The 22,626-nt window shown below is 67.4% G+C and carries 25 protein-coding genes; 13 read left to right on the plus strand and 12 right to left on the minus strand.

Going from position 1 to position 22,626, the window contains the following annotated elements; all coding sequences use genetic code 11:
• Positions 1 to 92: 92 nt before the first annotated feature.
• The 3 genes from LXN01_RS06360 to LXN01_RS06370 all read left to right on the plus strand — a co-directional run bounded on the left by LXN01_RS06360 (position 93) and on the right by LXN01_RS06370 (position 2,043).
• Positions 93 to 746 carry a GntR family transcriptional regulator gene (locus LXN01_RS06360; protein ID WP_236863776.1) on the plus strand — a complete coding sequence of 218 codons (654 nt, stop codon included), beginning with the start codon at positions 93 to 95 and terminating at the stop codon, positions 744 to 746.
• Positions 747 to 846: 100 nt separating this feature from the next.
• The gene (locus LXN01_RS06365; RefSeq protein WP_236863777.1) at positions 847 to 1,422 is read left to right on the plus strand and encodes a P-loop NTPase family protein; all 576 of its coding nucleotides are present in this window, start codon (positions 847 to 849) and stop codon (positions 1,420 to 1,422) included.
• A 63-nt stretch (positions 1,423 to 1,485) separates the two neighbouring features.
• Complete coding sequence (locus LXN01_RS06370) at positions 1,486 to 2,043, plus strand: dihydrofolate reductase family protein (RefSeq protein WP_236863778.1); 558 nt, start codon at positions 1,486 to 1,488, stop codon at positions 2,041 to 2,043.
• On the opposite strand, the gene LXN01_RS06375 is transcribed toward LXN01_RS06370, so the two are convergent.
• From LXN01_RS06375 to LXN01_RS06385, 3 genes are all read right to left on the minus strand, one after another.
• The gene (locus tag LXN01_RS06375; RefSeq protein WP_236863779.1) at positions 2,027 to 3,556 is read right to left on the minus strand and encodes a SulP family inorganic anion transporter; all 1,530 of its coding nucleotides are present in this window, start codon (positions 3,554 to 3,556) and stop codon (positions 2,027 to 2,029) included. The two genes, LXN01_RS06370 and LXN01_RS06375, sit on opposite strands and share 17 nt — an antisense overlap.
• 211 nt (positions 3,557 to 3,767) lie before the next feature.
• Positions 3,768 to 4,715 (minus strand): EamA family transporter, encoded by a 948-nt coding sequence (locus LXN01_RS06380; RefSeq protein ID WP_236863780.1) that lies wholly within the window; start codon positions 4,713 to 4,715, stop codon positions 3,768 to 3,770.
• A 99-nt stretch (positions 4,716 to 4,814) separates the two neighbouring features.
• Positions 4,815 to 5,510, minus strand: a complete 696-nt coding sequence (locus LXN01_RS06385; RefSeq protein ID WP_236863781.1) for a winged helix-turn-helix transcriptional regulator — start codon at positions 5,508 to 5,510, stop codon at positions 4,815 to 4,817.
• 89 nt (positions 5,511 to 5,599) lie between these two features.
• Here LXN01_RS06385 and LXN01_RS06390 point away from each other — a divergent pair, with 89 nt between their 5' ends.
• Positions 5,600 to 6,292 carry a maleylpyruvate isomerase family mycothiol-dependent enzyme gene (locus LXN01_RS06390; RefSeq protein ID WP_236863782.1) on the plus strand — a complete coding sequence of 231 codons (693 nt, stop codon included), beginning with the start codon at positions 5,600 to 5,602 and terminating at the stop codon, positions 6,290 to 6,292.
• A gap of 5 nt (positions 6,293 to 6,297) precedes the next feature.
• A complete protein-coding gene (locus LXN01_RS06395; RefSeq protein WP_236863783.1) occupies positions 6,298 to 6,948 on the plus strand; it encodes a maleylpyruvate isomerase family mycothiol-dependent enzyme in 651 nt (216 codons plus the stop codon).
• A gap of 101 nt (positions 6,949 to 7,049) precedes the next feature.
• Here the strand turns inward: LXN01_RS06395 and LXN01_RS06400 are convergent, their stop codons facing one another.
• Positions 7,050 to 7,640: a VOC family protein gene (locus LXN01_RS06400; RefSeq protein ID WP_236863784.1), complete on the minus strand. Its 591-nt coding sequence runs from the start codon at positions 7,638 to 7,640 to the stop codon at positions 7,050 to 7,052.
• Positions 7,641 to 7,727: 87 nt separating this feature from the next.
• Complete coding sequence (locus tag LXN01_RS06405) at positions 7,728 to 8,645, minus strand: hypothetical protein (RefSeq protein ID WP_236863785.1); 918 nt, start codon at positions 8,643 to 8,645, stop codon at positions 7,728 to 7,730.
• Positions 8,646 to 8,877: 232 nt separating this feature from the next.
• Between LXN01_RS06405 and LXN01_RS06410 the strand changes: the two genes are divergently transcribed.
• A complete protein-coding gene (locus tag LXN01_RS06410) occupies positions 8,878 to 10,251 on the plus strand; it encodes a short-chain fatty acid transporter (protein WP_236863786.1) in 1,374 nt (457 codons plus the stop codon).
• Positions 10,252 to 10,319: 68 nt separating this feature from the next.
• Complete coding sequence (locus LXN01_RS06415; protein WP_236863787.1) at positions 10,320 to 11,066, plus strand: formylglycine-generating enzyme family protein; 747 nt, start codon at positions 10,320 to 10,322, stop codon at positions 11,064 to 11,066.
• A 26-nt stretch (positions 11,067 to 11,092) separates the two neighbouring features.
• Here the strand turns inward: LXN01_RS06415 and LXN01_RS06420 are convergent, their stop codons facing one another.
• Positions 11,093 to 11,920: an alpha/beta hydrolase gene (locus LXN01_RS06420; RefSeq protein ID WP_236863788.1), complete on the minus strand. Its 828-nt coding sequence runs from the start codon at positions 11,918 to 11,920 to the stop codon at positions 11,093 to 11,095.
• Positions 11,921 to 12,221: 301 nt separating this feature from the next.
• Here LXN01_RS06420 and LXN01_RS06425 point away from each other — a divergent pair, with 301 nt between their 5' ends.
• Genes LXN01_RS06425 through LXN01_RS06435 form a run of 3 tightly spaced genes read left to right on the plus strand, consistent with a single transcriptional unit; the run spans position 12,222 to position 14,049 of the window.
• A complete protein-coding gene (locus LXN01_RS06425) occupies positions 12,222 to 12,770 on the plus strand; it encodes a hypothetical protein (RefSeq protein WP_236863789.1) in 549 nt (182 codons plus the stop codon).
• A 41-nt stretch (positions 12,771 to 12,811) separates the two neighbouring features.
• A complete protein-coding gene (locus tag LXN01_RS06430; protein ID WP_236863853.1) occupies positions 12,812 to 13,039 on the plus strand; it encodes a helix-turn-helix transcriptional regulator in 228 nt (75 codons plus the stop codon).
• Between the two features lie 5 nt (positions 13,040 to 13,044).
• Complete coding sequence (locus LXN01_RS06435) at positions 13,045 to 14,049, plus strand: NAD(P)-dependent alcohol dehydrogenase (protein WP_236863790.1); 1,005 nt, start codon at positions 13,045 to 13,047, stop codon at positions 14,047 to 14,049.
• 70 nt (positions 14,050 to 14,119) lie between these two features.
• On the opposite strand, the gene LXN01_RS06440 is transcribed toward LXN01_RS06435, so the two are convergent.
• The 4 genes from LXN01_RS06440 to LXN01_RS06455 all read right to left on the minus strand — a co-directional run bounded on the left by LXN01_RS06440 (position 14,120) and on the right by LXN01_RS06455 (position 15,797).
• Positions 14,120 to 14,416, minus strand: a complete 297-nt coding sequence (locus LXN01_RS06440) for a cupin domain-containing protein (RefSeq protein WP_236863791.1) — start codon at positions 14,414 to 14,416, stop codon at positions 14,120 to 14,122.
• A 75-nt stretch (positions 14,417 to 14,491) separates the two neighbouring features.
• Entirely contained in the window at positions 14,492 to 15,103 is a 612-nt protein-coding gene (locus LXN01_RS06445) for a MarR family winged helix-turn-helix transcriptional regulator (protein WP_336885237.1), read from the minus strand.
• The gene (locus tag LXN01_RS06450; RefSeq protein ID WP_236863792.1) at positions 15,096 to 15,293 is read right to left on the minus strand and encodes a hypothetical protein; all 198 of its coding nucleotides are present in this window, start codon (positions 15,291 to 15,293) and stop codon (positions 15,096 to 15,098) included. Before LXN01_RS06450 ends, LXN01_RS06445 begins: the two co-directional genes overlap by 8 nt.
• Before the next feature lie 162 nt (positions 15,294 to 15,455).
• Entirely contained in the window at positions 15,456 to 15,797 is a 342-nt protein-coding gene (locus LXN01_RS06455; RefSeq protein WP_236863793.1) for a YciI family protein, read from the minus strand.
• Between the two features lie 288 nt (positions 15,798 to 16,085).
• Between LXN01_RS06455 and LXN01_RS06460 the strand changes: the two genes are divergently transcribed.
• The gene (locus LXN01_RS06460; RefSeq protein WP_236863794.1) at positions 16,086 to 16,688 is read left to right on the plus strand and encodes a short chain dehydrogenase; all 603 of its coding nucleotides are present in this window, start codon (positions 16,086 to 16,088) and stop codon (positions 16,686 to 16,688) included.
• Between the two features lie 19 nt (positions 16,689 to 16,707).
• The gene (locus LXN01_RS06465) at positions 16,708 to 17,100 is read left to right on the plus strand and encodes a biopolymer transporter Tol (protein WP_236863795.1); all 393 of its coding nucleotides are present in this window, start codon (positions 16,708 to 16,710) and stop codon (positions 17,098 to 17,100) included.
• On the opposite strand, the gene LXN01_RS06470 is transcribed toward LXN01_RS06465, so the two are convergent.
• Together LXN01_RS06470 and LXN01_RS06475 are read right to left on the minus strand one after the other, a co-directional pair.
• On the minus strand, positions 17,069 to 17,410 hold the full coding sequence (locus tag LXN01_RS06470) for an ArsR/SmtB family transcription factor (protein WP_236863854.1): 342 nt from the start codon (positions 17,408 to 17,410) through the stop codon (positions 17,069 to 17,071). The two genes, LXN01_RS06465 and LXN01_RS06470, sit on opposite strands and share 32 nt — an antisense overlap.
• Before the next feature lie 162 nt (positions 17,411 to 17,572).
• Positions 17,573 to 18,055 (minus strand): SRPBCC family protein, encoded by a 483-nt coding sequence (locus LXN01_RS06475; protein WP_236863796.1) that lies wholly within the window; start codon positions 18,053 to 18,055, stop codon positions 17,573 to 17,575.
• Positions 18,056 to 18,478: 423 nt separating this feature from the next.
• Between LXN01_RS06475 and LXN01_RS06480 the strand changes: the two genes are divergently transcribed.
• Positions 18,479 to 22,519 carry a DEAD/DEAH box helicase gene (locus LXN01_RS06480; protein ID WP_236863797.1) on the plus strand — a complete coding sequence of 1,347 codons (4,041 nt, stop codon included), beginning with the start codon at positions 18,479 to 18,481 and terminating at the stop codon, positions 22,517 to 22,519.
• Positions 22,520 to 22,626: the final 107 nt, after the last annotated feature.

Below are 22,626 nucleotides of genomic sequence, written 5' to 3' on the forward strand. Positions count from 1 at the left end.
GATAACCGATAAGCCATGGACGGATTTCCAGCTTTTCGGATTGTGCGGGAATCCACTCCAGGATCCGCCGGCGTTGTGACAAAGGAGCCGCGATGCCTGACGAGAGCATTCCGCTCGGTGAACACCTGACCCTGCGAGAGAAAGCCACGCAGTTCATCAAGGGCGAGCTGCTCAAAGGCGAGGTCCGCGCCGGCACCATTCTCTCGGCCAACTCCCTGGCCCGCGATCTTGGGATCTCCAACTCGCCGATGCGCGAGGCCCTGATGGACCTCGTCGCTCAGGGCCTGCTCGAAGTGGTGCGGAATCGCGGCTTTCGGGTCAGAACCATGACCCGGCACGACCTCGATGAAGTCCGGGAGATGAGAGCGATCCTCGAAGTTGCCGCAATCCAGAAGCTGGCAGAGCGAGGGCTGTCTGCCTCAGAACGTCGACGGGCGGAGCAGCTGTATGCACGATCGAAATCGATCGCTGAGTTCGACGATCGGTTCGCCATTCTTGACGCCGACCACGAGTTCCACATGTTCCTGGTCTCCCTGCTCGGAAATCGGAGGCTCGCAGAATGCATCAGCAACCTGCGCGACCAGACGCGGATCTGCGGTGCATTCGATTCGACCCCGATCGACGATCTGAAGGCATGCGCCGAAGAACACGGGGCCATGCTGGAATCAGTCGTGTTGAAGGATCATGTTCGCGCGGTCGCGCTCATGACGCAGCATTTGGAGTACTCGGAATTGTCCGCCAAGTGAACTGCTCAACATCAGCTTCTTCCGGGCGCCTGTGCCGCCTCGGCCCGTGGATCCACTGCGAACAGCCCGAGCTGAAGCAACGTGCAGTTACCATGACGCAATGACGCGGATCGCGGTCATCGGCACTGCAGGCTCGGGGAAGTCGACGATCGCCGCCGCCATCGCCCAGACGCTCGGAGTCCCCCGCCTCGAGCTCGACTCCCTGCATTGGCAGGCGAACTGGACACGGGCACAGCCCGACCAGATGCGTTCCGAGGTCGCGGCGTTCATGAGCGAAGCCGTGAATGGCGGCAGCTGGGTGATCGACGGGAACTACCGCGGGATCCTCGGCAATCAGGTGCTGGACGGCGCCGATACCGTCGTCTGGCTGGATCCCATCCGCTCGCGCATGATCACCCAGTCCGCCCGCCGCTCGATCCGCAGGACGGTGACCCGCGAGGAGCTGTGGAACGGCAACCGCGAACCCCGCGCGGACTTCTTCCTGGCCTGGCGGGACCACTCGGTCCTGACATGGTCGCGAGCGATCGTCGACATGAACCGGCCGCGCTACCTCCGTATCCTGCAGGCGCCGGAGAACGCGCACCTGACAGTGGTGCGCCTCCGGAACCGCGCTCAGACCGACGGCTTCCTTGCCGATCTGCGGCGCAGCGCCGGGATCGAGTCTTCTCAGGAGTGAGCGAATCGAATCACCTCAGGAGTGAGCGTAGAATCCCCGCCCACCGGTCTGTACTCTCGAAAGATGAGACCGCTGAGGTACTCCATCAACGTCACCGTCGACGGCTGCTGCGATCACCGCGTCGGCATTCCGGACGAAGAGCTGCACCAGCATCATGCAAACAACATCGCCCAGGCCGATGCCCTTCTGTTCGGCCGGGTGACCTACCAGATGATGGAAGAGGCGTGGCGGCTCCCCCAGGCGCTGGAGACCATGCCCGAATGGACTCACCCCTTCGCGCGGACGATCGACGCCGCACAGAAGTACGTCGTCTCCAGCACCCTCGACCAGGTCGACTGGAACTCCGAGCTCGTGCAGGGTGACCTGCAGGAGGCCGTCCAGCAGCTCAAGCGCGAGCCGGGGAACGGGATCTTCGTCGGCGGCGTGACACTCCCTCTGGCACTGGCCGAACTCGGCCTGATCGACGAGTACGAGTTCGTCGTGCACCCGCGCGCCGTCGGACACGGGCCGACCCTGCTCGCAGGGCTGTCCGCACCCCTCGAGCTCACGCTGGTGAATCAGGTGACATTCGCCTCGGGCGCTGTGGCGCTGCAGTACGAGGCGGCTACTCGCCGCTCTTGACCATCCCGCCCAGCCGGACGCGCATGCGGCGGCTGGCCTGGTTGAGTCCGACGATGTCGACGTGCTTGCCGTAGTTCTCGTACTTGTCGGTGACGGAGTCCAGTGCGGCGATGGTGGAGGCATCCCACAGGTGGGACTGGTGCATGTCGATGATGATGTGCTCGGGGTCCTCGGCATACTCGAACATCGTGTACAGGTCATTCGACGAAGCGAAGAACAGTTCGCCCTCGACGGTGTAGCGGGCGGTCGACCGCCCGTCCTCCTCGATGAGCTCCCGCCTGACTGTCACGAAGTGGGCCACCCGGTTGGCGAACGCGACCATCGCCACCAGCACGCCGAGGGCGACGCCGATCGCGAGGTTGTTGGTCCACACGGTGGCGATCACGGTGGTCAGCATGACGGTCGTCTCCGACTTCGGCATCCGGGCGAGCGTGCTCGGGCGGATGGAGTGCCAGTCGAACGTCGCCCAGGACACGAAGATCATGATCGCCACGAGCGCGGCCATCGGGATCAGCGCGACGATGTCACCCAAGGCCACGACCAGGATCAGCAAGAACACGCCGGCGCAGAACGTCGAGATCCTGGTGCGTGCGCCGGAGGCCTTGACGTTGATCATGGTCTGGCCGATCATCGCGCAGCCGCCCATGCCGCCGAAGAAGCCGGTGACGATGTTCGCCACACCCTGCGCCCAGGATTCACGCGTCTTGTTCGAGCGGGTGTCGGTGATGTCGTCGACGAGCTTGGCGGTCATGAGCGATTCGAGCAGTCCGACGACCGCCATCGCCAGGGCATAGGGAGCGATGACCTGCAGCGTCTCCAGGTTCAGCGGCACGTTCGGGAAGAGCAGCGAGGGCAGCGATTCCGGGAGCTCGCCTTTGCTGCCGACGTCGGGCACGTCCCAGGAGAAGATCACGACCAGCAGCGTGAGCACGATGATCGCGACCAGCGGCGCCGGCACCGCGGAGGTGAACCTGGGCAGCACGAACACGATGACGAGGCCGAGCAGGCACAGCGGGTAGACGAGCCAGGGCACGCCGATGAGCTCGGGCACCTGGGAGATGAAGATCAGGATCGCCAGCGCGTTGACGAAGCCGACCATCACGGAACGGGGGATGAAGCGCATGAGGCGGGCCGCGCCGACCAGCGCGAGGACGACCTGGAAGATGCCGGCGAGGATGACGGCGGCGATGAGGTAGTCGATGCCGTGGGAGTCGACCAGCGGGGCGATGACGAGCGCGACCGCGCCGGTGGCAGCGGAGATCATCGCCGGCCGACCGCCGAGGATCGCGGTGGTCACCGCCATCGTGAACGAGGCGAACAGGCCGACCCGGGGGTCCACGCCGGCGATGATGGAGAAGGCGATCGCCTCGGGGATGAGCGCCAGGGCGACCACGAGTCCGCCGAGGATCTCGGTCTTGAGCCAGCCCGGGCGCCGCAGCGTCAGGCGGACGCTCTGGCGCTCCTCCGGGGTCGGAGCGTCCCGCGCACCGGCACGAGTCAGGGATGTGGACACAGGGGGTCTCCTAGGAGAAGGGAGAGCAGGGAGACGTCAACCTTCACGGCGCGTCAGAGTTCGACGACAACCTTAACGGCGCCCGACGGCCCTGAGCTATTCGACCGCGGAGCTGGGCGAGCAGCTCACCCAGCTCGACACCCTGCGCGCCCGGCTCAGGTGCGCACACGCCCGGCTCAGATGTGCACGCGCCCAGCTCAGCTGATTGCGCTCAAGTCGTCGTCGCGGTTCCCGGCTGCGTCCCCGGCTGCAGCCGCGGGTCCACCGTCCAGCGCCGCGTCGCCCGCCGCCACCTGCCCAGCCTGATCGACCCCAGGAACACCCCGCCGACGATGAGCACGGCGCCGCCCAGCTCCTGCCAGGACACCGTCTGGCCCAGCACCAGCCACGCCGCCGACATCCCGACCACCGGCACCAGCAGGGAGAAGGGCGCGACGACCCCCGCTTCGTGCCGGGCCATGAGCCAGGTCCAGATGCCGGTCCCGATCACGGTGCCGAAGGTCACCAGGTAGGCCAGGCCCGCAAGCGCGAGCAGCCCGGTCTGCGTGCCCACCCCGGCGAACGCCTCGGCGATCTCGGCCGGCCCCTCGACGGCCAGCGACAGGGCGAGCATCGGCACCGGTGGGACGATCGACATCCACATCGTGAGGCGGACCGGCTCGGTCGTGCCGGACTGGCGATTGCAGATGTTGCCGAACGCCCAGCCGAAAGCGCCGGCGAGCGTGAGCAGGAACGGAACCACGCTCGCGGTCTCCCAGCGGTACCAGCCGACAACCGTCAGCCCGCCGACTGCGATGAGGATTCCGACCACCTGGATGCCGGTCAGCCGCTCGCGCAGGAAGACCATTCCGAGCAGCACCGTGAAGGGAGCCGACGACTGCAGGACCAGCGACGCCAGGCCGGCCGGCATGCCCTCCGCCATCGCCCAGAACAGGAAGAGGAACTGCAGGGTCCCGAATCCCAGGCCGTAGCCGATCAGCCACTTCCACTCCACCTGCGGACGGGGAACGAGCAGGAGCGTGGGAATCGCGATGACGGCGAAGCGCAGTGCGGCGAGCAGGAACGGCGGGAAGTGCTGAAGCGCGGCGTCCATCGCGATGAAGTTGATCCCCCACATCACGACGACGGACAGCGCGAGGAGGACATGGCGGACCGGCATGCCTCGATCATCGTGCAGGAGTGGCGCAGGGCACAATCGACCGTCGACAGACGCCGGTGCGGCTTCGGCGAAGTCGACTCAGAACTCAATGCTCAGCACTCAGCCCGCAGCCCGGGTCCCACCGCCCAAGGAGGTCGCGGATATGAGCAGTCGAACCGCCTCGGCACTGCCGACCACGCGAATCTCCGGGAGCTCTTCGAGCGCCGCTCCCCCGATCACGCACGCCTTCCAGTCCTTGGTGGTGGCAGACACCTCGGCGTCAGCGGACTCCGGCATCAGCGTTCTGCGGATGGTCGTGGCTTCCTCGGTCACTGCCGCGAGGTAGGTGACCGGCTCGGAATCCCCAAGTCGGGAGTCGGTGAGGCTGAGCAGGACACGCTGCCCTTCCCGTGCCCCCGAGGAGGCGCGGGCGTGCGCGCGCATTGCGAGCACCACCGTGTCCGGACTCATGTCCGCCTCGATCGGCAGTGCCGGGGATTCGACCGCCCAGAGTGACAGCGCAGTGTTGACGGACTCGAGCCCGCTGCCCCACTCCGTGAGCTCGTAGACATCTGCTCGTGCCGGCGCCGGCAGCTGTCGCCGCCGCACGATCCCGTGGCCTTCCAGATCATGCAGGCGCTGCGTCAGCACGGTGGGTCCGATCCCGATCACGTCCCGCTGGATGTCGGTGAAGCGCTTGGGCCCCAGCAGGAGCTCGCGCACGATGATCATCGTCCACCGTTCACCGATGAGATCGAGGGCATGAGCCGCCGCACAGCCGTCGTTGTAGGAGCCATAAGAACGCCGAGAAGCCATTGACACATCCTACTCTCGATAGAGTAGTGTCAACTACAGTTTCAGTAGTCATCCCATCCCATTGACCACCATCCGACGAAGGAGCCGGCATGCACGGGTCAGCAATGGCAATCTGGCAGACGGTCCATTCCGTACGACTGCAGCTCGCAGCGGATCTCTCCGACCTGGACCACGATCAGTGGCGCACACCTTCTCTCTGCCCGGGGTGGGACGTCCATGACGTCCTGGCGCACCTGGTGGATACGGCCCGGACGGGTCGCCTGTCCTTCGTCCGCGAGTTGATCGCCGCGCGGCTGGACTTCGACCGAGCGAACGAGCGAGGCATTGCCCGGGAGAAGCGCTCGGACCCGCTGGAGACGGTCGCCGCGCTGCGGGACTCAGCGAACCTCACCCGAACCCCACCCGCCAACCTCGCGACGCGTCTGGTCGAGGTGATCGTGCACGGCGAGGACATCCGCCGGCCACTGGGTCTCGTGGGAAACTACCCGGCGGGCGCGATCGCGGAGGCCCTCGAGTATCAGCTGCGCACGCCCGTGTCCTTCGGCGGCGGGCGGGAGCGAACGGCCGGTGTCCGGCTGATCGACCGGAAGACCGGAACCAGTTGGGGAGCGGGAGACGACGGGGAGGGCGAGGTCGAGGGCGACGCCATCGACCTGCTGCTCGCGGTGTCAGGACGACAGGTCGATCCCCAGCGGCTGACGGGAAGTGGGGCCTCCCGGCTCGCGGCCGCAGCGGGGCCACCGGCCGACCGGGCGCCTCGGCGCCGACGAGTGAAGAGGTGACCGGCATGAGCAGCAGACAGAAGGACCAGCTGTGGGAGTTCATGCGCGGCGAGCGAGCCGCCTTGACCGAGGATCTCGCACAGCTCAGTCCCGCGCAGTGGCGGCACAGCACCCTCTGCGAGCAGTGGGATGTCGAAGAGGTCGTCGCCCACCTCACCTCTGCGGCGACGATGAACCAATGGCGGTGGCTGCGCAGCATGATCGGTGCTCGATTCCGACCCGAGGTGCACAACCAGCGGAGGCTGAACGAGCACCGGGGAGGGACACCCGGTGAGACGCTGGAGCGCTTCCGCGCCATCGTCAGCAGCACAACCGCCCCCTCGGGGCATACGGCGGCCTACCTGGGCGAGATTGTCGTGCACGCCCAGGACATCCGCCGCTCGCTGGGCCTCACGCGCACGCCCGAGGTCGAAGCGCTCACGCCCGTGGCCGAATTCTTCGCCGCACGTGACTTCGCCGTCGACAGCCGCACTCATGCTTCCGGTCTGCAGCTGCGCGCCGCCGACGGTCCGTTCGCCGCGGGCACCGGCCCGCTGGTCACGGGATCGACGCTCGCGCTCGTGATGAGCATGGCCGGGCGAACCGCATACCTCGACGAACTCGACGGTCCCGGTGTGGATCAGCTGCGGCACAACCTCGAGCGCACCACTGCTTGATGGAACCTGGGCGACCGAGGAGCCGGCCGGTGGGTCCTCGGTCGGCTTCTGCTTGAGGGCAGTTCGCCGCGCCCACATCCTGAGCACAGTTTCCGGCGCCGTCACTCCGCATGGGGCGAGATGCCCACCTCTCGCAGGTTCCGGTCCGCCGCGCTGTCCGGGTCGAAGGGCTTGCCGGCGGTGAAGATCACCCGCACGTTCTCGGGCGTGACCACTTCGACATCGACGGTGTTCCAGGCAGTGTTCCGCGGGCCCGAGGTGCTCCCGGGTCGGGCAGACTCGCTCGCCTCGGCGATGGTGTCGACCTGGCTGAGCACGCACGCGAAGCTCACGGTCAGGTGCGGGAGCTCCCCGGACGGCTGGGTGGCTGACAACTGGTCCATGGGCACCAGCAGCACGTCCTGGAAGGCCCACCGGCGCAGGTGCGTCAGCCGCCCCGGGATGCTGAACAGGTCGAAGAACCCGAAGGCCCGTTCCCAGAAGGCCGCCGACTCCGCGAGGTCGGGTGTGGGAATGGTGACGAACATCGGCATCCCGTAGATCCCGCGGTACAGATCAGGCGGCACCGCATCCAGCGCCGGGACCGGGACGGGGCTGACGAACTCAGCGGTGCGGTCGGGCTCGATGGAGTCAGTGAGCTTGTTGGACGGTGGCGTGCCGGCCGGGCCGACGGCGCTGGGATTCTCGTTCATGCCACCACCTTCGCCCCTCACGCAACGTGAGGGTCAAGCCCCTCCTGTGGGGAACTTTCCACGTGAGTTCCTGCGCCGACCTGTCGATTACGCCGACGCCGAGGCGAGCGCGGCCAGCAGTGCCACCTCGGTCCCGGCCAGGCCGCAGGAGAGATAGACGCGCCTGCCGCTGGTCGGCGCAGCCATCGCGCCGGCCGCGACCTGCCCCAGGGCGAGGACCGCCTCGGGCCCGGCCGGCGGGAACAGCGGACCGTCCTCGGCGAGGTGCTGCCCCGGGGAATCCGAGACGACGAAGGCCTGGCCGAGGAGGTCGGCCGGGATCTCGGAGGCGTTCTGCGTCTTGGTGCCGAGCGTGTGGACGAGGACGTCGGGGGCCAGCCACGCGGTGTCGAGTACCGGTGCCGAGGCGGTCGTGGCGAGGATGACGATGCTCGCCCCGCTGACCGCTTCCTCGGCCGAGGCGACCGCTCGCGCCTCAACGTCGAAGTGGGCGCGGGCGTGCTGGGCCAGGCGCTCGCGGCGGTGGGCGCGAGGCGAATGGACGCGCACCTCGACGACGTCGAGCACACCGGTGATCGCCCACAGCTGGTTCCGCGCCTGAACCCCGGAGCCGATCACGGCGATCGCATGCGGTCCCGGCCCGGCGAGCAGGCTCGCCGCCGCTCCCCCGAGCCCGCCGGTGCGGCGCGGGCCGATGAGATTGCCGATCGCGAGCGCCTCGACGGCTCCGGTGGTGGCGCTGTGCGCGACGACGACCTGTTCGAACTCCGGCAGGCGTCGGGTGTCGTAGGACCGGTAGCCGAAGTGGGCGGGTGTGGCACCGGCGGTGAAGACCAGGCGTCCGCCGTCGCTGCCGAGGTCAGCCGTGAGGTCAGCGGTGACGCGCGGAGGAGCGGCAAGTTCGCCTCGGCCGTGGGCGGCGAGCGCCTCGAGCATGGCCGTCACCGCCAGCTGCGGAGTGAGGAGGGAGCGGAGATCGTCGTCGGTGAAGATGCGGGGCGGCATGCTCCGACCGTATCGCTCCCGGCACCGGTCCTGATTGTCGCGCAAGGGCGAGTCCCTGCGCCACGGGCGTACCTGCCCGCGCGAGGCCAACACCCCGCAGGGCGCCACCGTCACCTGAAGCACGGCATTCTCACATACACTTCACATGTGAGTCCGGGCGGCGGTAGGCACTCCTGCCGGCCCTGCCACCGCTCGCCACGTGTCGTCACTGTCGTCGACCAAGGAGATCACGATGTCTCAGCAGACCACTCCGCCCCCCGCGCAGACCTCGCGGCGCGGAATCATGCGCCCCTTCAACAACTTCCTCGAACGGTGGGTTCCCTCCGCCCTGGTCTTCGCCATCGTCCTGACCATCATCGTCGCAGTCCTGGCCCTGCTCCTGACTGATTCCGGTCCCGTGGCCATCATCAAGGGCTGGGGTGACGGGCTTTCGGGACTGCTCGCCTTCATGACGCAGATGGCACTCATCCTGCTGCTCGGGCACATGCTCGCCAACACTCGTCCGGTGCGATTGCTTCTGGGAAAGCTGGCGCGGGTACCTCGATCTCCGGTCTACGCCTACACCTTCGTCTTCGTGGTCGCGGCGTTGGCAAGCCTCATCACCTGGGGGCTGGGCCTGGTGGTCGGCGCCCTGCTGGCACGGGAGGTCGCGGTGCAGGCGCGAAAGCGCGGCATGAAGGTGCACTTTCCATTGCTGGTGGCCGCCGGCTATTCGGGATATGTCGTCTGGCACATGGGGTATTCCGGCTCGGGCCCCCTGACCGCCGCCACCGAGGGCTCCTTCATGCACGAGGCGGCCGGCCGCGTCGTACCGGTCACCGAGACCACGTTCACGCCGTGGAACATGCTGGCTGCCCTGGCCGTCATCATCGTGTGCGGCTCGCTGTTCCTCCTGATCGCTCCCAAGAAGAACGATCCGGTGACCGAACTGCCCGGCGAGGTCGGCTCCGAAGCTTATGACCCAGGTGAAGAGGATGTGGTGACGCCTGCAGACCGCATTGATGCCTCGCGGGTTCTGACGCTGCTTGTCGGCCTGGCGCTGGCGGCCTACCTGGTCATCCACTTCTCCTCAGGCGGAACCCTGACGCTGGACATCGTCAACTGGTCCTTCCTGACGCTGATCCTCCTGCTGGTGCGCAATCCGTTCGAGATCATCCATCTGACTGCGAAGGCGGCGTCCAACGTCGGTGAGATCCTGCTCCAGTTCCCGCTGTACGCCGGGATCCTGGGCATCATGACAGTGACCGGACTCATCCAGGTGTTCTCCGACGCATTCGTGGCGATCGCGAACCCGACGACCTTTGGCATGCTCGCCTTCCTGTCCGCCGGGCTGGTGAACTTCTTCGTGCCCTCGGGTGGAGGTCAATTCGCGGTGCAGGGGCCGATCATGCTCAACGCCGCCGATCAGATGGGCGTGGACCAGTCGATCGCGATCATGGCAGTGGCGTACGGCGACCAGTGGACGAACATGATCCAGCCGTTCTGGGCGCTCCCGGTGCTCGCCATCGCCGGCCTGAAGATGCGTGACATCCTCGGCTACACCTCGGTCACCTTGGCCGGTTCCGGAGTCGTGCTGCTGGTGACAATGCTGCTCGTGAGCCTGTGAGCGAGAGATGGTGAGCCTGAAGTCGCCGGCAGCAAAGGCGGCACGGACGGGAACGCCGACCTGACGACATGACACCGAAGCCGATCACGATGGTCGAGATTCCGCCCGGGTCCGCTGTCATCTCGGACCAGCGGACCGGTGAGAGCTGGACCGTCGATGTCGACGGCTTCCTCCTCGCGTCGACCCCGGTCACGGTCGGGCAGTACAGGTCACTCGCCGAGGCGACCGCGGCTGCCGATGCAGGCCAGGTGAGCGAGGCTGTCGGCACAGCCGAACCGGCCCGGCAGGGGTCCGGCGCCGACCGCGCTGACACCGCCGACTCCTTACCGATCACCGAGGTCTCCTGGCTGGACGCCGTCGCATTCTGCAATCGGCTGTCGGAGAGCGAGGGCCGGACCCCGGCCTACCTGGTCCGCGACGGTGACGTCCGATGGATCGCGAGCAGCGACGGCTACCGCTTGCCGACCGAAGCCGAGTGGGTCCATGCGTGCCGGGCCGGCTCCTCGGGCCCGCGCTATGGCGACCTCGACACCATCGCCTGGTACCGTGCAAACTCTCGCGGATCGGCGCAGCCTGTGGGCGGCAGGGCTCCTAACGCATGGGGTCTCTACGACATGCTCGGCAATGTCTTCGAGTGGTGCTGGGACCTCTATGATCCGGCGGTCTACGGCACGTATCGCGTCCTCAAGGGCGGCGGCTGGGCGGATCCTCCATGGAGTTGCCGGGCCGGTGTCCGACGCCGCAGCATGGAAACCTTCGCAATCGACGACGTGGGGTTCCGAGTGGCACGTTCGTCAGCTCCGCGCTCTTCGTAAGCCGGCCCCGCGCTCCTCGTGCGCCCTCACCGCGTTCCTCGCGCGTCGGCCAATCCCTCGCGCCTCGCGGTCCAGCTTTCCGAGAACTCAGCGATGACCTCGGTGACGGTCCGGAGCAGCACGTCGAACCCGGGCTTCTCCGCCGGAAAGTGACCGCAGCCGGGCAGCTCTACATAGCGCGTCTCCACTGGCAGACGGTCGAGGTAGTTGCGGCTGACCTCGGGAGGCGTCCAGCGGTCCTCTGCCGGGTGGACGAGCACAACCGGAGCCCCCGCATACTCCTCCGCGGGCACCGCCGGGCCGCCTTCGAGCAGTCCGGCGAACCAGCCGAGGGGCATCCGGACTCCGCCGCCCCGGCCATCTGCCATCACCTCGGCGCTGAGGGCGGGGTCGTTGGAGACGTCTTCCATCGGAGTCACGAGCTTCATCGGGATTCGGGCCGATTCGGCGCGGCCGTGGACGGCGCTCACGAGCATGTTGCTCAGAGGCACCAGCAGCGGACTGCGGACCACGTGCTTCTGCACGTCCGGGTCCGAGAGGTCCAGCAAGCACGTCGCGATCACTGTGCTGACCTGGGGCACGACCGCGGCGACATCGAGCGCGAGCATTCCGCCCATGCTGGCGCCCAACAGAATGAGCGGTCTGTCGTCCTCGGCGAGCAGCCCTTCGACCAGGTCGACGAGCAGGTCCTGCCAGTCGGCATAGGTGACGCGACTGTCGGCCAGCGGCTGCGTCCTTCCGTACCCGGGAAGGTCGGCGACCGTGACGTGGGCGCCGAGGTGCGCGATGTGGGCTGCGATCGGCCACATCGCCGCCGTATTGCCGCCGCCGCCATGGATGATCACGACACGCACGTCTGCCCTCGGGTCGCCGATGTGTTCCCGGTGTACGCACCAACGCCGCCAGCGCCAGACGTCGGAGGTTCTCCGGGTACCCGAAGGGACCGGACGGAAGTGCTTCTCGTAACGGCTGTCCAGTTGAGGGGCAGACATACGGCGACTGTAGCAACGGTGCGTGCGACGCAGGGTCGCTCTTTCGACCGCCGGCACTCCCAAGCCATGCGAGAATATGCAGTTTATGTCAAATATCCTTGACATGATGTCGCATACTCATTACATTCAAGGTGTCACATATCTTTGACACCCAGGAGGATCGATGTCTTCCGAACCCACACGTTCCGAACACACGCCATCCGCGCGCTCGCCCTCCGGTCACCCGCCGTCCGAGAAGGCTCGGATCAGCCTGGCTCCCGAGGAGCGCAGCGCCTGGATCATGCTCGTGCTTGCCGTCATCGGGTACCCGATATACCTCGCCCTGCTATTCACCGGCCCCTCCGGTACCGCCGAGCGCGGATCGACCGCCGCCGGACCGGAATTGACCGACCTGTCATTCGCCGGTCCGATGCTGTGGACCATCGGCGGCTCGGTCGTCGTCTCGGTCATCCTCCACGCCGCCTCCGGAGTCTTCACCGACGGTGAGGCCGGCGGTCGCGATGAGCGCGACCGCCAGATCGGCCGCTGGGCCGAGCTCATCGGTCAGTCGTTCGTCGTCACCGGAGCACTGTCCGGTTTGGTCCTCGCGATGCTGCGCGCCGATGTGTTCTGGATCGCCAACGCGATCTACCTCTGCTTCTTCCTCTCCGCGATCCTCGGATCGATCGCGAAGATCATCGCCTACCGGACGGGGTTCTCCGCGACATGGTGAGGAGGCGACGCGTTCAAGGAGACGCAGTGAGGGGGGGCGACGTGGTGAAGGCGACCCGCGTGCGCAACGACATCCGCAGGCTGCGCTTCGAAGCCGGCGAGGTGACCCAGGCCGCTCTGGCCAAACAGGTCGGAGTCACCCGACAGACCCTGATCGCCATCGAGCAGGGCCGCTATGCACCGTCGCTGGAGACCGCATTCAGGATCGCGCGGGCCTTCGGGGTCGGACTCGAAGACGTGTTCCAGTACCCCTCCGACAATGAGGATTGAGAACAATGACTGCATCGACGACAACCACAATGAACGCCATCGTGCAGACTCGCTACGGTGGCCCCGAGGCACTCGTCAGGGCCGAAGTCCCCGTCCCAGCGCCCGGACCGGGCGAGGTGATCGTCCGCGTGGTGGCCGCAGGGCTCGATGCCGGGCTGGTCCACTTGCTCGAAGGTCGGCCGCGTCCGGTCCGCTGGGCGATGCCCTTGCGCGGGACCCGAGTGCTCGGCAGCGACTTCTCCGGCACCATCCACGCCCTCGGCCCGGACGTCAGCGGACTGGCCGTCGGCCAGCAGGTGTTCGGCACCGCCCAGATGGGGGCCGGGTCCCTGGCTGAGTACGCCCGCGCGCGGGTCGACAAACTGGCGCCGAAGCCCGCGGGACTGAGCCACGAGGAGGCCGCCGCAGTGCCGGTCTCGGCGACCACCGCACTGCGCGCAGTCCGTGACGCCGCACAGGTGCAAGCCGGCCAGCGAGTGCTGATCCTCGGCGTGGCCGGCGGTGTCGGGCACTTTGCCGCTCAGCTCGCAGTCGGCCGCGGATCAGAGGTCACCGGCGCCTGCAGTACGGCCAAGGTCGCGCTGGCCGAACGGCTCGGAATCGCCCGGGCAATCGACTATACGCGGAGCGATCCGCTGTCGGCCGGACCGTTCGACGCCATCATCGACACCGGCGGACATCGCAGTCTGCAGGATCTGCGCCGCGCGCTCGGCGAGCACGGGACGCTGGTCCTCGTCGGCTCCGAACCCGAAGGCGACCCCCTCGGCGGCCTCGGCCGAGGGTTGCGTGCCGCGCTGCTCAATCCGCTGAGCAGACAGAAGCTCGTCACACTGCTGTCCACCGAGCACCGCGACGCACTGCGCGACCTCACTGCCGAAATCGACGCCGACCGGCTGCGCCCGGTCATCGACCGCGTCTTCCCCCTGGCGGAGACGGCCGATGCCGTGCGGCGCCTCGGTCGCGGCAAGGGCACCGCCAAGACAGTGATCCGGGTGGCACCCAACTCCTGACTGCAACTGCCCTGCCGTGCCCTGCACTGCGACGACGACTGCCCTGCCCCGGGATGGTGACGGCGCGCAGTCAGCCGCGGCGCTTGAACTCCACCTCGACGAACGCGCACTCGCTGCCGGACAGGTTGCGGACGTTGTGGGTGCTGCCGACGGGACGCGAGTACGAGGCGCCGGGCACCAGGTCGTTGTCATACTCGCCGTCCGGCGTCTGGATCCGCAGCGTCCCGAACGATGTCGGGACGACGACGTATTCGAGTTCATGGGTGTGCATACCCGTCTGCGTTCCCGGCGGGAAACGCCACTCCGTCACCCGAGTGAACTCGTTGTCGATCTGCACAGTCGCAATCGCGGTCGTCTCCTGGCTCATGAGGCGATTCTAACCAGAGCCCGTGACCGGCGTCGCATCTCAGTAGGCCCCCGAATCTCAGCCGGCTCCCGCATCTCAGCCGGGCCCCGCATCGTCCGCCACGTCCGCCCCACTCGCAGCGTCCACGGCACTCACAGCATCTGCCCCACCCGCGGCATTCGCGGCGTCCGCCGAATTCGCAGCGTCCGCCGCGGCGATGAGCTTCATCATCGTCGAGTGGACGACGACGAGTTCACTCTCGCTCATCCCGAGGCGCGCGATCATCTGACCCGGGATCGCCTCGGCGGCTGTGCGCAGCTGCCGACCGGCGTCGGTGAGGACGAGCGCCAGCGATCGCTCGTCGGCTTCGTCCCGCCGCCGTTCGATGTAGCCGAGCGCCGCCAGCCGCTTGGTCAGCGGGGAGAGCGTGCCCGGATCGAGGTGCAGCCGTGCGCTGAGCTGCTTGATCGACAGCGGGGCGTGCTGCCACAGCGCGAGCATGACGAGGTACTGCGGATGCGTGAGCTTGAGCGGCTCGAGCACCGGCCGGTACGCCGCGACGACGCTGCGCGAGGCCAGCGAGAGGGCGAAGCAGACCTGGCTCTCCAGCGCCAGCGGATCGGCGAGGGTCGGCTCGTCGAGGGCCGGCTCGTCGAGGGCCGGATGGTCGAGGATCGGGTCGTTCACCGACTGGCTCCGATCACGCATTGCCCGACTGGCTCTCCAGCCAATTCTCGTGCAGCTGGCGACGTCGTTCGTACTCGCGCTTGAGCTGGACGCGGGGGTCCCGGTTGTCGTTGGTCGTGGCGGGGCCCACGATGTGCACGATGATGTACTGGAACCAGAAGCCCACCTTGTAGGCCCACCCGAAGCTGTCCTGACCACGCGGCTTGTCCACCGAGGTCTCCATTCAGTTGATCTGCAGAATTCAGCTGGTCTGCACGCAAATAGTTTGTGCACCAATCATATCGGCGGGAGCTTCCCCTGCGCTCACGGCCCCTCCGGGATCGCTCACGGCCCTTCCGGGAGCGGGCGCGATCACCGTTCGGCGCAGCCGCGATCAGCCGCCGGCAGAAGCCTCCTGCAGCGGCCAGACCTCGACAACGCCCTGAGCGACCGCGCACGGTGTGGCTGACACCATCGCAATCGCATCCTCGAGGCTCGCCGCCTCGATCAGCGCGAACCCGGCGACCGGAAGCGAGGACTGCATGAACGGACCGGCCGTGCGCTCGGCCCCGGAGTCATCGTGGTTCCGGACCTGGACGGGATGCCCGGCGATGCCCATGCGAACTCCCGCGGCGCGCAGGCTGTCGTCGTGGGCATGGGCCCGGTCGCGCACCTCGGGGGCGGTTCGGTCGTATCCGTCCTGATCTCCGTATCCGATGGTGACGAACATTGGCATGGTGCACATCTCCCTCTGCAGTCGAGCCACGAGCCGGGCGCGCGGGCCGGTCATCCGGCATCACCGGTCGCGCACCGTCCGCGGCGCCGAATCCCGGCTGTTCCAGTGTGCCGACAATCCGGATCATGCAACAGACCTGGACCCGGCACCCCGAATGCCCAGCCGGTGCGAGGCGACCCGGCACCCCGAATGCCCAGCCGGCGCGAGGCGACCCAGTGCCCCGAATGCCCAGCCGGTGCTAGCGTGGCCGGCAGCACGTGAGATTGTCATGCACACCGTGGAGGGGCAATGCGGATTCTGGTCGTCGGCGGCACCGGGACCATCGGCGCGGCGGTGGTGCAGGCGCTGACCGGCTCCGACACCGAAGTCATCTCCGTCTCCCGCTCCTCCGAGCCTGCGGTCGACATCACCGACACCACGTCGATCTCGGCGATGTACGAGGCAGTCGGCACCGTCGATGCCATCGTCTCCACCACCGGCGCTGCTCCCTTCGTCGCGACATCCGAGGCCACTCCCGAACAGTTCGCCGCCGGGTTCGCCGACAAGCTGGGCGGGCAGATCAACCTGACGCTGCTGGGACTGCCGCACCTGCGCGACGGCGGATCCATCACGCTCATCACCGGGATCCTCGCCCAGCATCCCGTGAAGAACAGCGTCATCGCCGGAACCGTCAACGGCGGGATCGAGGCGTTCGCCGTCAGCGCCGCCACCGATCTGCCCCGCGGCATTCGCATCAACGTGGTCAGCCCCAACGTCATCGAGGAGGCGCTGCCCAGTTACGGATCCGCCTTCCCCGGCTTCCATCCCGTGCCCGCAGCCCAGGCGGCCCAGGCCTTCGTCCGCTCGGTCCACGGAGTGGAGACCGGACAGGTGTTCCGGGTATGGCGCTGAGCAACGCGCGTGCATCGTCATGAGCGGCGCGGCAGGACGTGACGCGACTGGTCCCGCGCACGAGGATGACCGCTGGCTGGTGATCAACGGCAGGCGTTGGCGGCGGACCGATCCGGCGCTGCCCGCCGGCGTCGTGGATCGGCTGAAGTCACACCTCGGGCGCGGCCGCTCCGGGGTGCGCGCGGCGAAAGGTGCCGACGACGCCGAGGCGGTCCGCCGGGCACGCAGAATCGTGAACTTGGCGAACCACGGGCTCGGCGAGCGCGGGCCGTATTGGTGGGACGCGCCCGAACAGGATCGGCGGTCGCGAGCCGAGGAGGCGCTGGCAGAACTCGACGCGCTAGCCGAGGGCGGCCGCGCCGAGGGCCGCGGCGACGGTGCTACTTCGGATCGAGCCTCCTCCGCCCGGTAGTCTTCAGCGCTTCCGGCTTCAGTGCCTCCCTCTTCAGCACTTCGTCGAGCCTGCGATATTGGCCCTCCTTGACCAGGCGGTATTGGTCGATCCAGGAGGTGAGGGCTTCCAGCATCTCCGGGTTGAGGTGGACCGGTCGCCGCTGAGCGTCGCGAGTGCGGGTGACCAGGCCCGCCGACTCGAGCACGCTGATGTGCTTCGACACCGCCTGCTTGGAGATCACGAAGGGCTCGGCGAGCTCGTTGACCGTCGCCGGACCGCGGCTCAGTCGCGCAACGATCGACCGCCGAATCGGGTCCGCAAGCGCCATGAAACCCCGGTCGAGGCGGTTCTCCGCATCATCAGGCGTGCAGCTCTCCGCGTCATCGCCCACGTGCACTCTCCCTGCTGGTCGCCCGATCCTGCAACAGGTCCAATGGGCAGGAGACAGCACCATCCCTCCTGCCACTGAGGCGCAGACCCTCAATCAGGGTCACGCCGCCGACTTCGCAAGGAGCTCGTCGAGCTGCTCGTAGCCCTGCTTCATTCCCTCCTCCATGCCCGAGGAAGCCATGCCGTCCCGAGCCTCCACTGTCGGGTAGACGGCGTGCCCGGACAGGCGGGTTCTGCCGTCGCCGAGGTCCTCGAAGGTCAGAGTCTCGATCGAGACGACGTCCGGGAAGCCGAGGAACTCGAAGGTCTGAATGACCTTGTCGTTCTCTCGCACGGTGTGGAACGTGCCGCGGAACTCGTACCTGTCCCCCGTCGGGGCGACGTGCGTGTATTCGTAGCCTCCGCCGGGGCGGAAGTCGAAGCGCCCGACTTCCATCTCCAGGTCGCGCGGACCCAGCCATTGGCTCATCAGTTCGGCCGAGGCGTGGGCTCGGTAGACATCCGCGACCGGGTAGTCGAACTCGCGGGTGAAGTCGATGAACGGGACGCCGTCGGGAACGGTGACCTGCAGTGCGCTGCTCATGGGATCCTCCTTGATTCCTCCGGTCGCTCCAGGGGCGACAGGTGCGGTGGCAGTGCTCGATCGAGAGGTCGGGTGAGGCGTTGAACTGTCCTCTCGCGCGGTTCGCACAGTGAAGTCCTGATCGCCGCGACCCGATCCTCTCAGCAACCAAATCGTTTATCAACGATTTGGTTGATAACAAGTGTGCGCCCGTCGAATGCTCGTGTCAATACCCTCGTGTCTGAACGTCCGAGCAAATGCCTCGTGCCTGAAGGCCGAGTCCATACCCGCGTCCCGGAAGGTGATCCAATCCAAAGGTTCGTGCCTGGCAGTCCGCCCCCCTGTGGAGCCCCACCGATGAGCACCGCCATCTCACCGGTGACCCGAGGATGACGGCTGTGGAAGGGCGACCATCACGTCTGAACCTCGTGAAACCATGTCCTCATGAGCTCCGAAACCCCGCTGCCGTATGTGGATCACGACGCGATCGTGCGCTTCGTGGGCAGAGCTGCCGCGGACCGCGCCCGGGTCTATTCGGTCCGATCCGCCGTCCGGGAGATCCACTGGGACGCGGAGCACTCCGAGCTGCTGGCCCGGGTGCAGGGCACGGACCCGGAACCGTACTCGACGCGCATCCTGCTCTCGGAGATCAACGCCGAGGGAACGAGGGTAGACGACAGAACGGGAGAAGACGACGGAGCGGAGGAAGACAGAGCGGGAGACGGCAGGGACGCGATCGGAACCGAAATCACGCGTCGTTCAGCTGAAGCAGACGCGGCAGACTTCCCCGAGAATGCGGATGGTCATACCGGGAGCAACCAGGGCTGGGGCCGGCCGCAACGACGGCAGCGCAAGCCCGATCGCCTGCTGCGGTGTCGGCCCATCGCCTCGCACTGCAGCTGCTTCGTCGGCCTGGAATGCAAGCACGCCGCCGCCGTCCTCTACTCGGCCAACCTGCAGGCGCTCCAGCCGCACCTGGCCCGCCTCGACGCCGATGACTCGCGCCTCGACGCCGATGACTCCCGGGCCGACGACGGTGAATCCCGGTCCCCCGCTGGTGATTCCTGGACCAATGGCAACGATTCCGAGGGCCATACTGGCCATTCGCGGGCCGACGACGGTGATTCCTGGCCCGACGGCGGCGAATCCCCGACCGGGGTCGGCGCCTTCCTCGCGGATTGGACCACCACCATCAACAGCGGCGGCAGCGCGGTTGAACGCCCTGGCACCACTGCCAGCCCAGGCACCGACCCGTCTGAAATCTGGGGCGGCCCGAATGCGAGCGACCCGAGTAGCGGCAGCACCGGCACCGTGAGCCCACCGACCGCTCCCCACTGGCGCTCCGTCCTGAGCCAGGTGACCGCGCCCGCCGCCCCGGTGATCCCTCCGACTCCCCTGGCGATCGGCTTCGAGCTCAAGGCGCCGCCGTCGCGCGCCTGGTACGACCCGAAGTCCACCGGTCCGCTGGCCGTCGAGCAGATCCTCGGCGGAGCGGAGGCGCTCATCGAGATCCGACCGCTCAAACAGGGACACAGGAACCGCTGGATCCGCGGCGGACTGGACTGGCGCAACTTCCTGCATTCGGGCGCAACCTACAACTTCGACCCCGAACAGGTGGCGCTGCTCGGGCAGCTCTACCGGCTCAACCTCTCCGAGCGGCAGGGCTACCCGGCCGGGGACGGCAAGGCGCTGACGCTGTCCCAGTTCAGCACGTCGCTCGTCTGGTCCCTGCTGGCCCAGATCCGCCAGAGCGGCATCGAGTTCGTCGGGCAGGGCAACGTGGGCACGGTGGCCCTCGGCGCCTCGGCGCAGGTGCGGCTCGACGTCCGCGCTGCCCGCGATGACAGCACGGGCCTGCCCCCCGAATTCGACGAGGGTGACCTGTCGGTGCGCCCGTTCGTCGAGATCGACGACACCGTGCTCGCGTTCCCGCGCCCCATCGGCACCACCGGCTTTGCGGAGGTGCAGGCGTCGGTCCTGGGCACCCGGAAGGCGGCAGTCGACCTGCTGATCGCACCCCTGGCGGCACCCGTTCCCCAGGCGGTCGGCCACCTCCTCGGGCAGCCGCCGCTGCGCATCCCCCGCGCCGAATCCGAGGAGTTCCTCCACGAGGTCTACCCGCAGCTGCGCACGGCCATCCCCGTCGTCAGCGACGAATCCGTTGACCTCCCCGAATTCGCGCCGCCCAATCTGCGCCTGCGCGCGGAGTTCGGAAAGGGCGATGCGCTCACCCTGCGCTGGTCCTGGGAGTATCACGATCCGGATCGGGAAGTGCCGATCGACGACTCCGGCGACGAACGGCGCGACACCGAGGTCGAAAGGACGGTGCTCGACGAGCTCAAGCAGTTCTGGCCCTCCCTCGGCGAGCGCGAGCGCGAGGATCTCACGGGCATCGACACCGCGGAGTTCACCGAGCACATCCTGCCCGAACTGGAATCCCAGGAGACGGTGGAGGTCGAGATCTTCGGCGAGCGCCCCGACTACCGGGAGGCCCGTTCGGCGCCGCGAGTGAGCGTGAGCACCGGTGAGACGAGCCAGACGGATTGGTTCGACCTCGGCATCGAGATCAGCATCGACGGGCGGGTCATTCCGTTCGTGTCGGTATTCAAGGCGCTGGCCAATGGTCAGGACAAGCTCCTGCTGCCGGACAAGACCTACTTCTCCCTTGATCACCCGGCGTTCGAACCGCTCCGGAAGCTCATCGCCGAGGCCGAGGCGCTGGGCGAATGGGAGCCCGAGGCGCCGAAGATCAGCCGGTACCAGATCAGCTTCTGGGACGAGCTCGAAGAGCTCGCCGACGAGACCGAGCAGGCCTTGAGCTGGCGTCGGCTCGCCGACGGCCTGCGGGATCTCACCACCGTTCCCGAGGTGCCGGTCCCCGATTCCGTTCGCGCGCAGCTGCGCCACTATCAGGTCGACGGCTTCCGCTGGCTGGCGTTCCTCTACGATCACAGCCTCGGTGGGATCCTGGCCGACGACATGGGACTGGGCAAGACCCTGCAGACGCTGGCCCTCATCGCACACGCACGGCAGCAGGGCGGCCCTCACTACGGCGCAGCCGGGACTGCCCACTTTGGGACGGACCCTTCTGGGAAGGACCGCTCCGGGAACGACCACTATGGGCATGGCCCCGCTGAGAAGGAACCTGCGGGGAAGGATCCCTTCACGGCCGAACGTCGCGCCAACGCATTCGCCGGCATCGAGGCGTCGCCCATTGTCATCGACGAGGACGGCCGGCTGATCCGGCCACCGTTCCTCGTCGTGGCGCCGGCCTCGGTGGTCTCGGTGTGGCGGTCGGAGGCCGCGCGCTTCGTGCCCGACCTGCGGGTGAAGGTGCTCGACACGACCTCGAAGAAGCGCGGCACCACGATCGTGGACGAGGTCGCGAACATGGACATCGTCGTCACGTCCTACGCCCTGCTGCGCCTCGATCAGGCGGAGTTCGCCGCCCTGGAGTGGGACGGGCTGGTCCTCGATGAGGCGCAGTTCGTGAAGAATCGGCAGTCGCGGGTCCACCTGGCGGCCAAGTCGATTCCGGCGCCGTTCCGACTCGCGATCACCGGCACTCCGATGGAGAACTCCCTCGAGGACCTGTGGTCGCTGCTGTCCATCACCGCGCCCGGGCTGTTCGCCTCGGCCTCGAAGTTCCGCAGCGAGTACATCCAGCCGATCGCCTCCGGCCGTGCGCCCGAGCGCATGCAGCGCCTGCGGCGGCGCGTGAAGCCGTTCATGCTGCGACGCAGCAAGAACCTGGTCGCAGCGGACCTTCCCACCAAGCAGGAGCAGGTGACCCGAGTCGAGCTGCTGCCCAGACATCGCAAGCTCTACGAGCAGGTGCTGCAGCGAGAGCGGAAGAAGGTGCTGGGACTGGTCAAGGACCTCGACCGCAACCGCTTCATCGTGTTCCGATCGCTGACGCTGCTGCGCATGATGGCGCTCGACCCAGTGATCGTGGACGAGAAGTACCGGGGGATTCCATCGAGCAAGCTCGAAGCCCTGTTCGCGGACCTGGATTCGATCGTGGCGGAGGGTCACCGGGTGGTGGTGTTCAGTCAGTTCACGTCGTTCCTCGGGCGGATCGGCGAACACCTGACCGCCCGAGGCGTCGCGTACGACTACCTCGACGGCGCCACCCGCAGCCGGGCGAAGGTGGTCGAGAGCTTCAAGACGGGCACCGCCCCGATCTTCCTCATCAGCCTCAAGGCCGGGGGTTTCGGTCTGACCCTGACCGAGGCGGATTATGTGTTCCTGCTCGATCCGTGGTGGAACCCGGCTGCTGAGGCTCAGGCAGTCGACCGCACCCATCGAATCGGGCAGACGAGGAACGTCATGGTGTACCGGATGGTCGCCGCAGGGACGATCGAGGAGAAGGTGCTGGACCTCCAGCAGAGGAAGCGGGAGATGTTCACCAGCCTGATGGACGACGACACCGCGTTCAGCGACACCATCTCCGCGGCGGACATCAAAGTCCTGTTCGACAGCTGAACGAACTGGTGCTCTCCGCGCCGGCCAACCAGCCCGCCCGCCTGACCTTCGACGGCAGCCGTACTGATCGCTGTCAGCTTGGTGCGCGGCCGCGGTTCGAAGCGAAA

Source organism: Brevibacterium daeguense (assembly GCF_021729135.1).
GTDB lineage: Bacteria > Actinomycetota > Actinomycetes > Actinomycetales > Brevibacteriaceae > Brevibacterium > Brevibacterium daeguense.

Bases quoted from the DNA above. Each gene is read 5' to 3' on its own strand.
- LXN01_RS06435 (WP_236863790.1), top strand. From the start codon at position 13,045: ATGACTGCATCGACGACAACCACAATGAACGCCATCGTGCAGACTCGC.
- LXN01_RS06475 (WP_236863796.1), bottom strand. From the start codon at position 18,055: ATGAGCAGCGCACTGCAGGTCACCGTTCCCGACGGCGTCCCGTTCATC.
- LXN01_RS06470 (WP_236863854.1), bottom strand. From the start codon at position 17,410: ATGGCGCTTGCGGACCCGATTCGGCGGTCGATCGTTGCGCGACTGAGC.
- LXN01_RS06400 (WP_236863784.1), bottom strand. From the start codon at position 7,640: ATGAACGAGAATCCCAGCGCCGTCGGCCCGGCCGGCACGCCACCGTCC.
- LXN01_RS06465 (WP_236863795.1), top strand. From the start codon at position 16,708: ATGAGCGGCGCGGCAGGACGTGACGCGACTGGTCCCGCGCACGAGGAT.
- LXN01_RS06440 (WP_236863791.1), bottom strand. From the start codon at position 14,416: ATGAGCCAGGAGACGACCGCGATTGCGACTGTGCAGATCGACAACGAG.
- LXN01_RS06410 (WP_236863786.1), top strand. From the start codon at position 8,878: ATGTCTCAGCAGACCACTCCGCCCCCCGCGCAGACCTCGCGGCGCGGA.
- LXN01_RS06405 (WP_236863785.1), bottom strand. From the start codon at position 8,645: ATGCCGCCCCGCATCTTCACCGACGACGATCTCCGCTCCCTCCTCACT.
- LXN01_RS06480 (WP_236863797.1), top strand. From the start codon at position 18,479: ATGAGCTCCGAAACCCCGCTGCCGTATGTGGATCACGACGCGATCGTG.
- LXN01_RS06445 (WP_336885237.1), bottom strand. From the start codon at position 15,103: ATGCGTGATCGGAGCCAGTCGGTGAACGACCCGATCCTCGACCATCCG.
- LXN01_RS06415 (WP_236863787.1), top strand. From the start codon at position 10,320: ATGACACCGAAGCCGATCACGATGGTCGAGATTCCGCCCGGGTCCGCT.
- LXN01_RS06395 (WP_236863783.1), top strand. From the start codon at position 6,298: ATGAGCAGCAGACAGAAGGACCAGCTGTGGGAGTTCATGCGCGGCGAG.
- LXN01_RS06370 (WP_236863778.1), top strand. From the start codon at position 1,486: ATGAGACCGCTGAGGTACTCCATCAACGTCACCGTCGACGGCTGCTGC.
- LXN01_RS06390 (WP_236863782.1), top strand. From the start codon at position 5,600: ATGCACGGGTCAGCAATGGCAATCTGGCAGACGGTCCATTCCGTACGA.
- LXN01_RS06425 (WP_236863789.1), top strand. From the start codon at position 12,222: ATGTCTTCCGAACCCACACGTTCCGAACACACGCCATCCGCGCGCTCG.
- LXN01_RS06365 (WP_236863777.1), top strand. From the start codon at position 847: ATGACGCGGATCGCGGTCATCGGCACTGCAGGCTCGGGGAAGTCGACG.
- LXN01_RS06385 (WP_236863781.1), bottom strand. From the start codon at position 5,510: ATGGCTTCTCGGCGTTCTTATGGCTCCTACAACGACGGCTGTGCGGCG.
- LXN01_RS06455 (WP_236863793.1), bottom strand. From the start codon at position 15,797: ATGCCAATGTTCGTCACCATCGGATACGGAGATCAGGACGGATACGAC.
- LXN01_RS06380 (WP_236863780.1), bottom strand. From the start codon at position 4,715: ATGCCGGTCCGCCATGTCCTCCTCGCGCTGTCCGTCGTCGTGATGTGG.
- LXN01_RS06360 (WP_236863776.1), top strand. From the start codon at position 93: ATGCCTGACGAGAGCATTCCGCTCGGTGAACACCTGACCCTGCGAGAG.
- LXN01_RS06460 (WP_236863794.1), top strand. From the start codon at position 16,086: ATGCGGATTCTGGTCGTCGGCGGCACCGGGACCATCGGCGCGGCGGTG.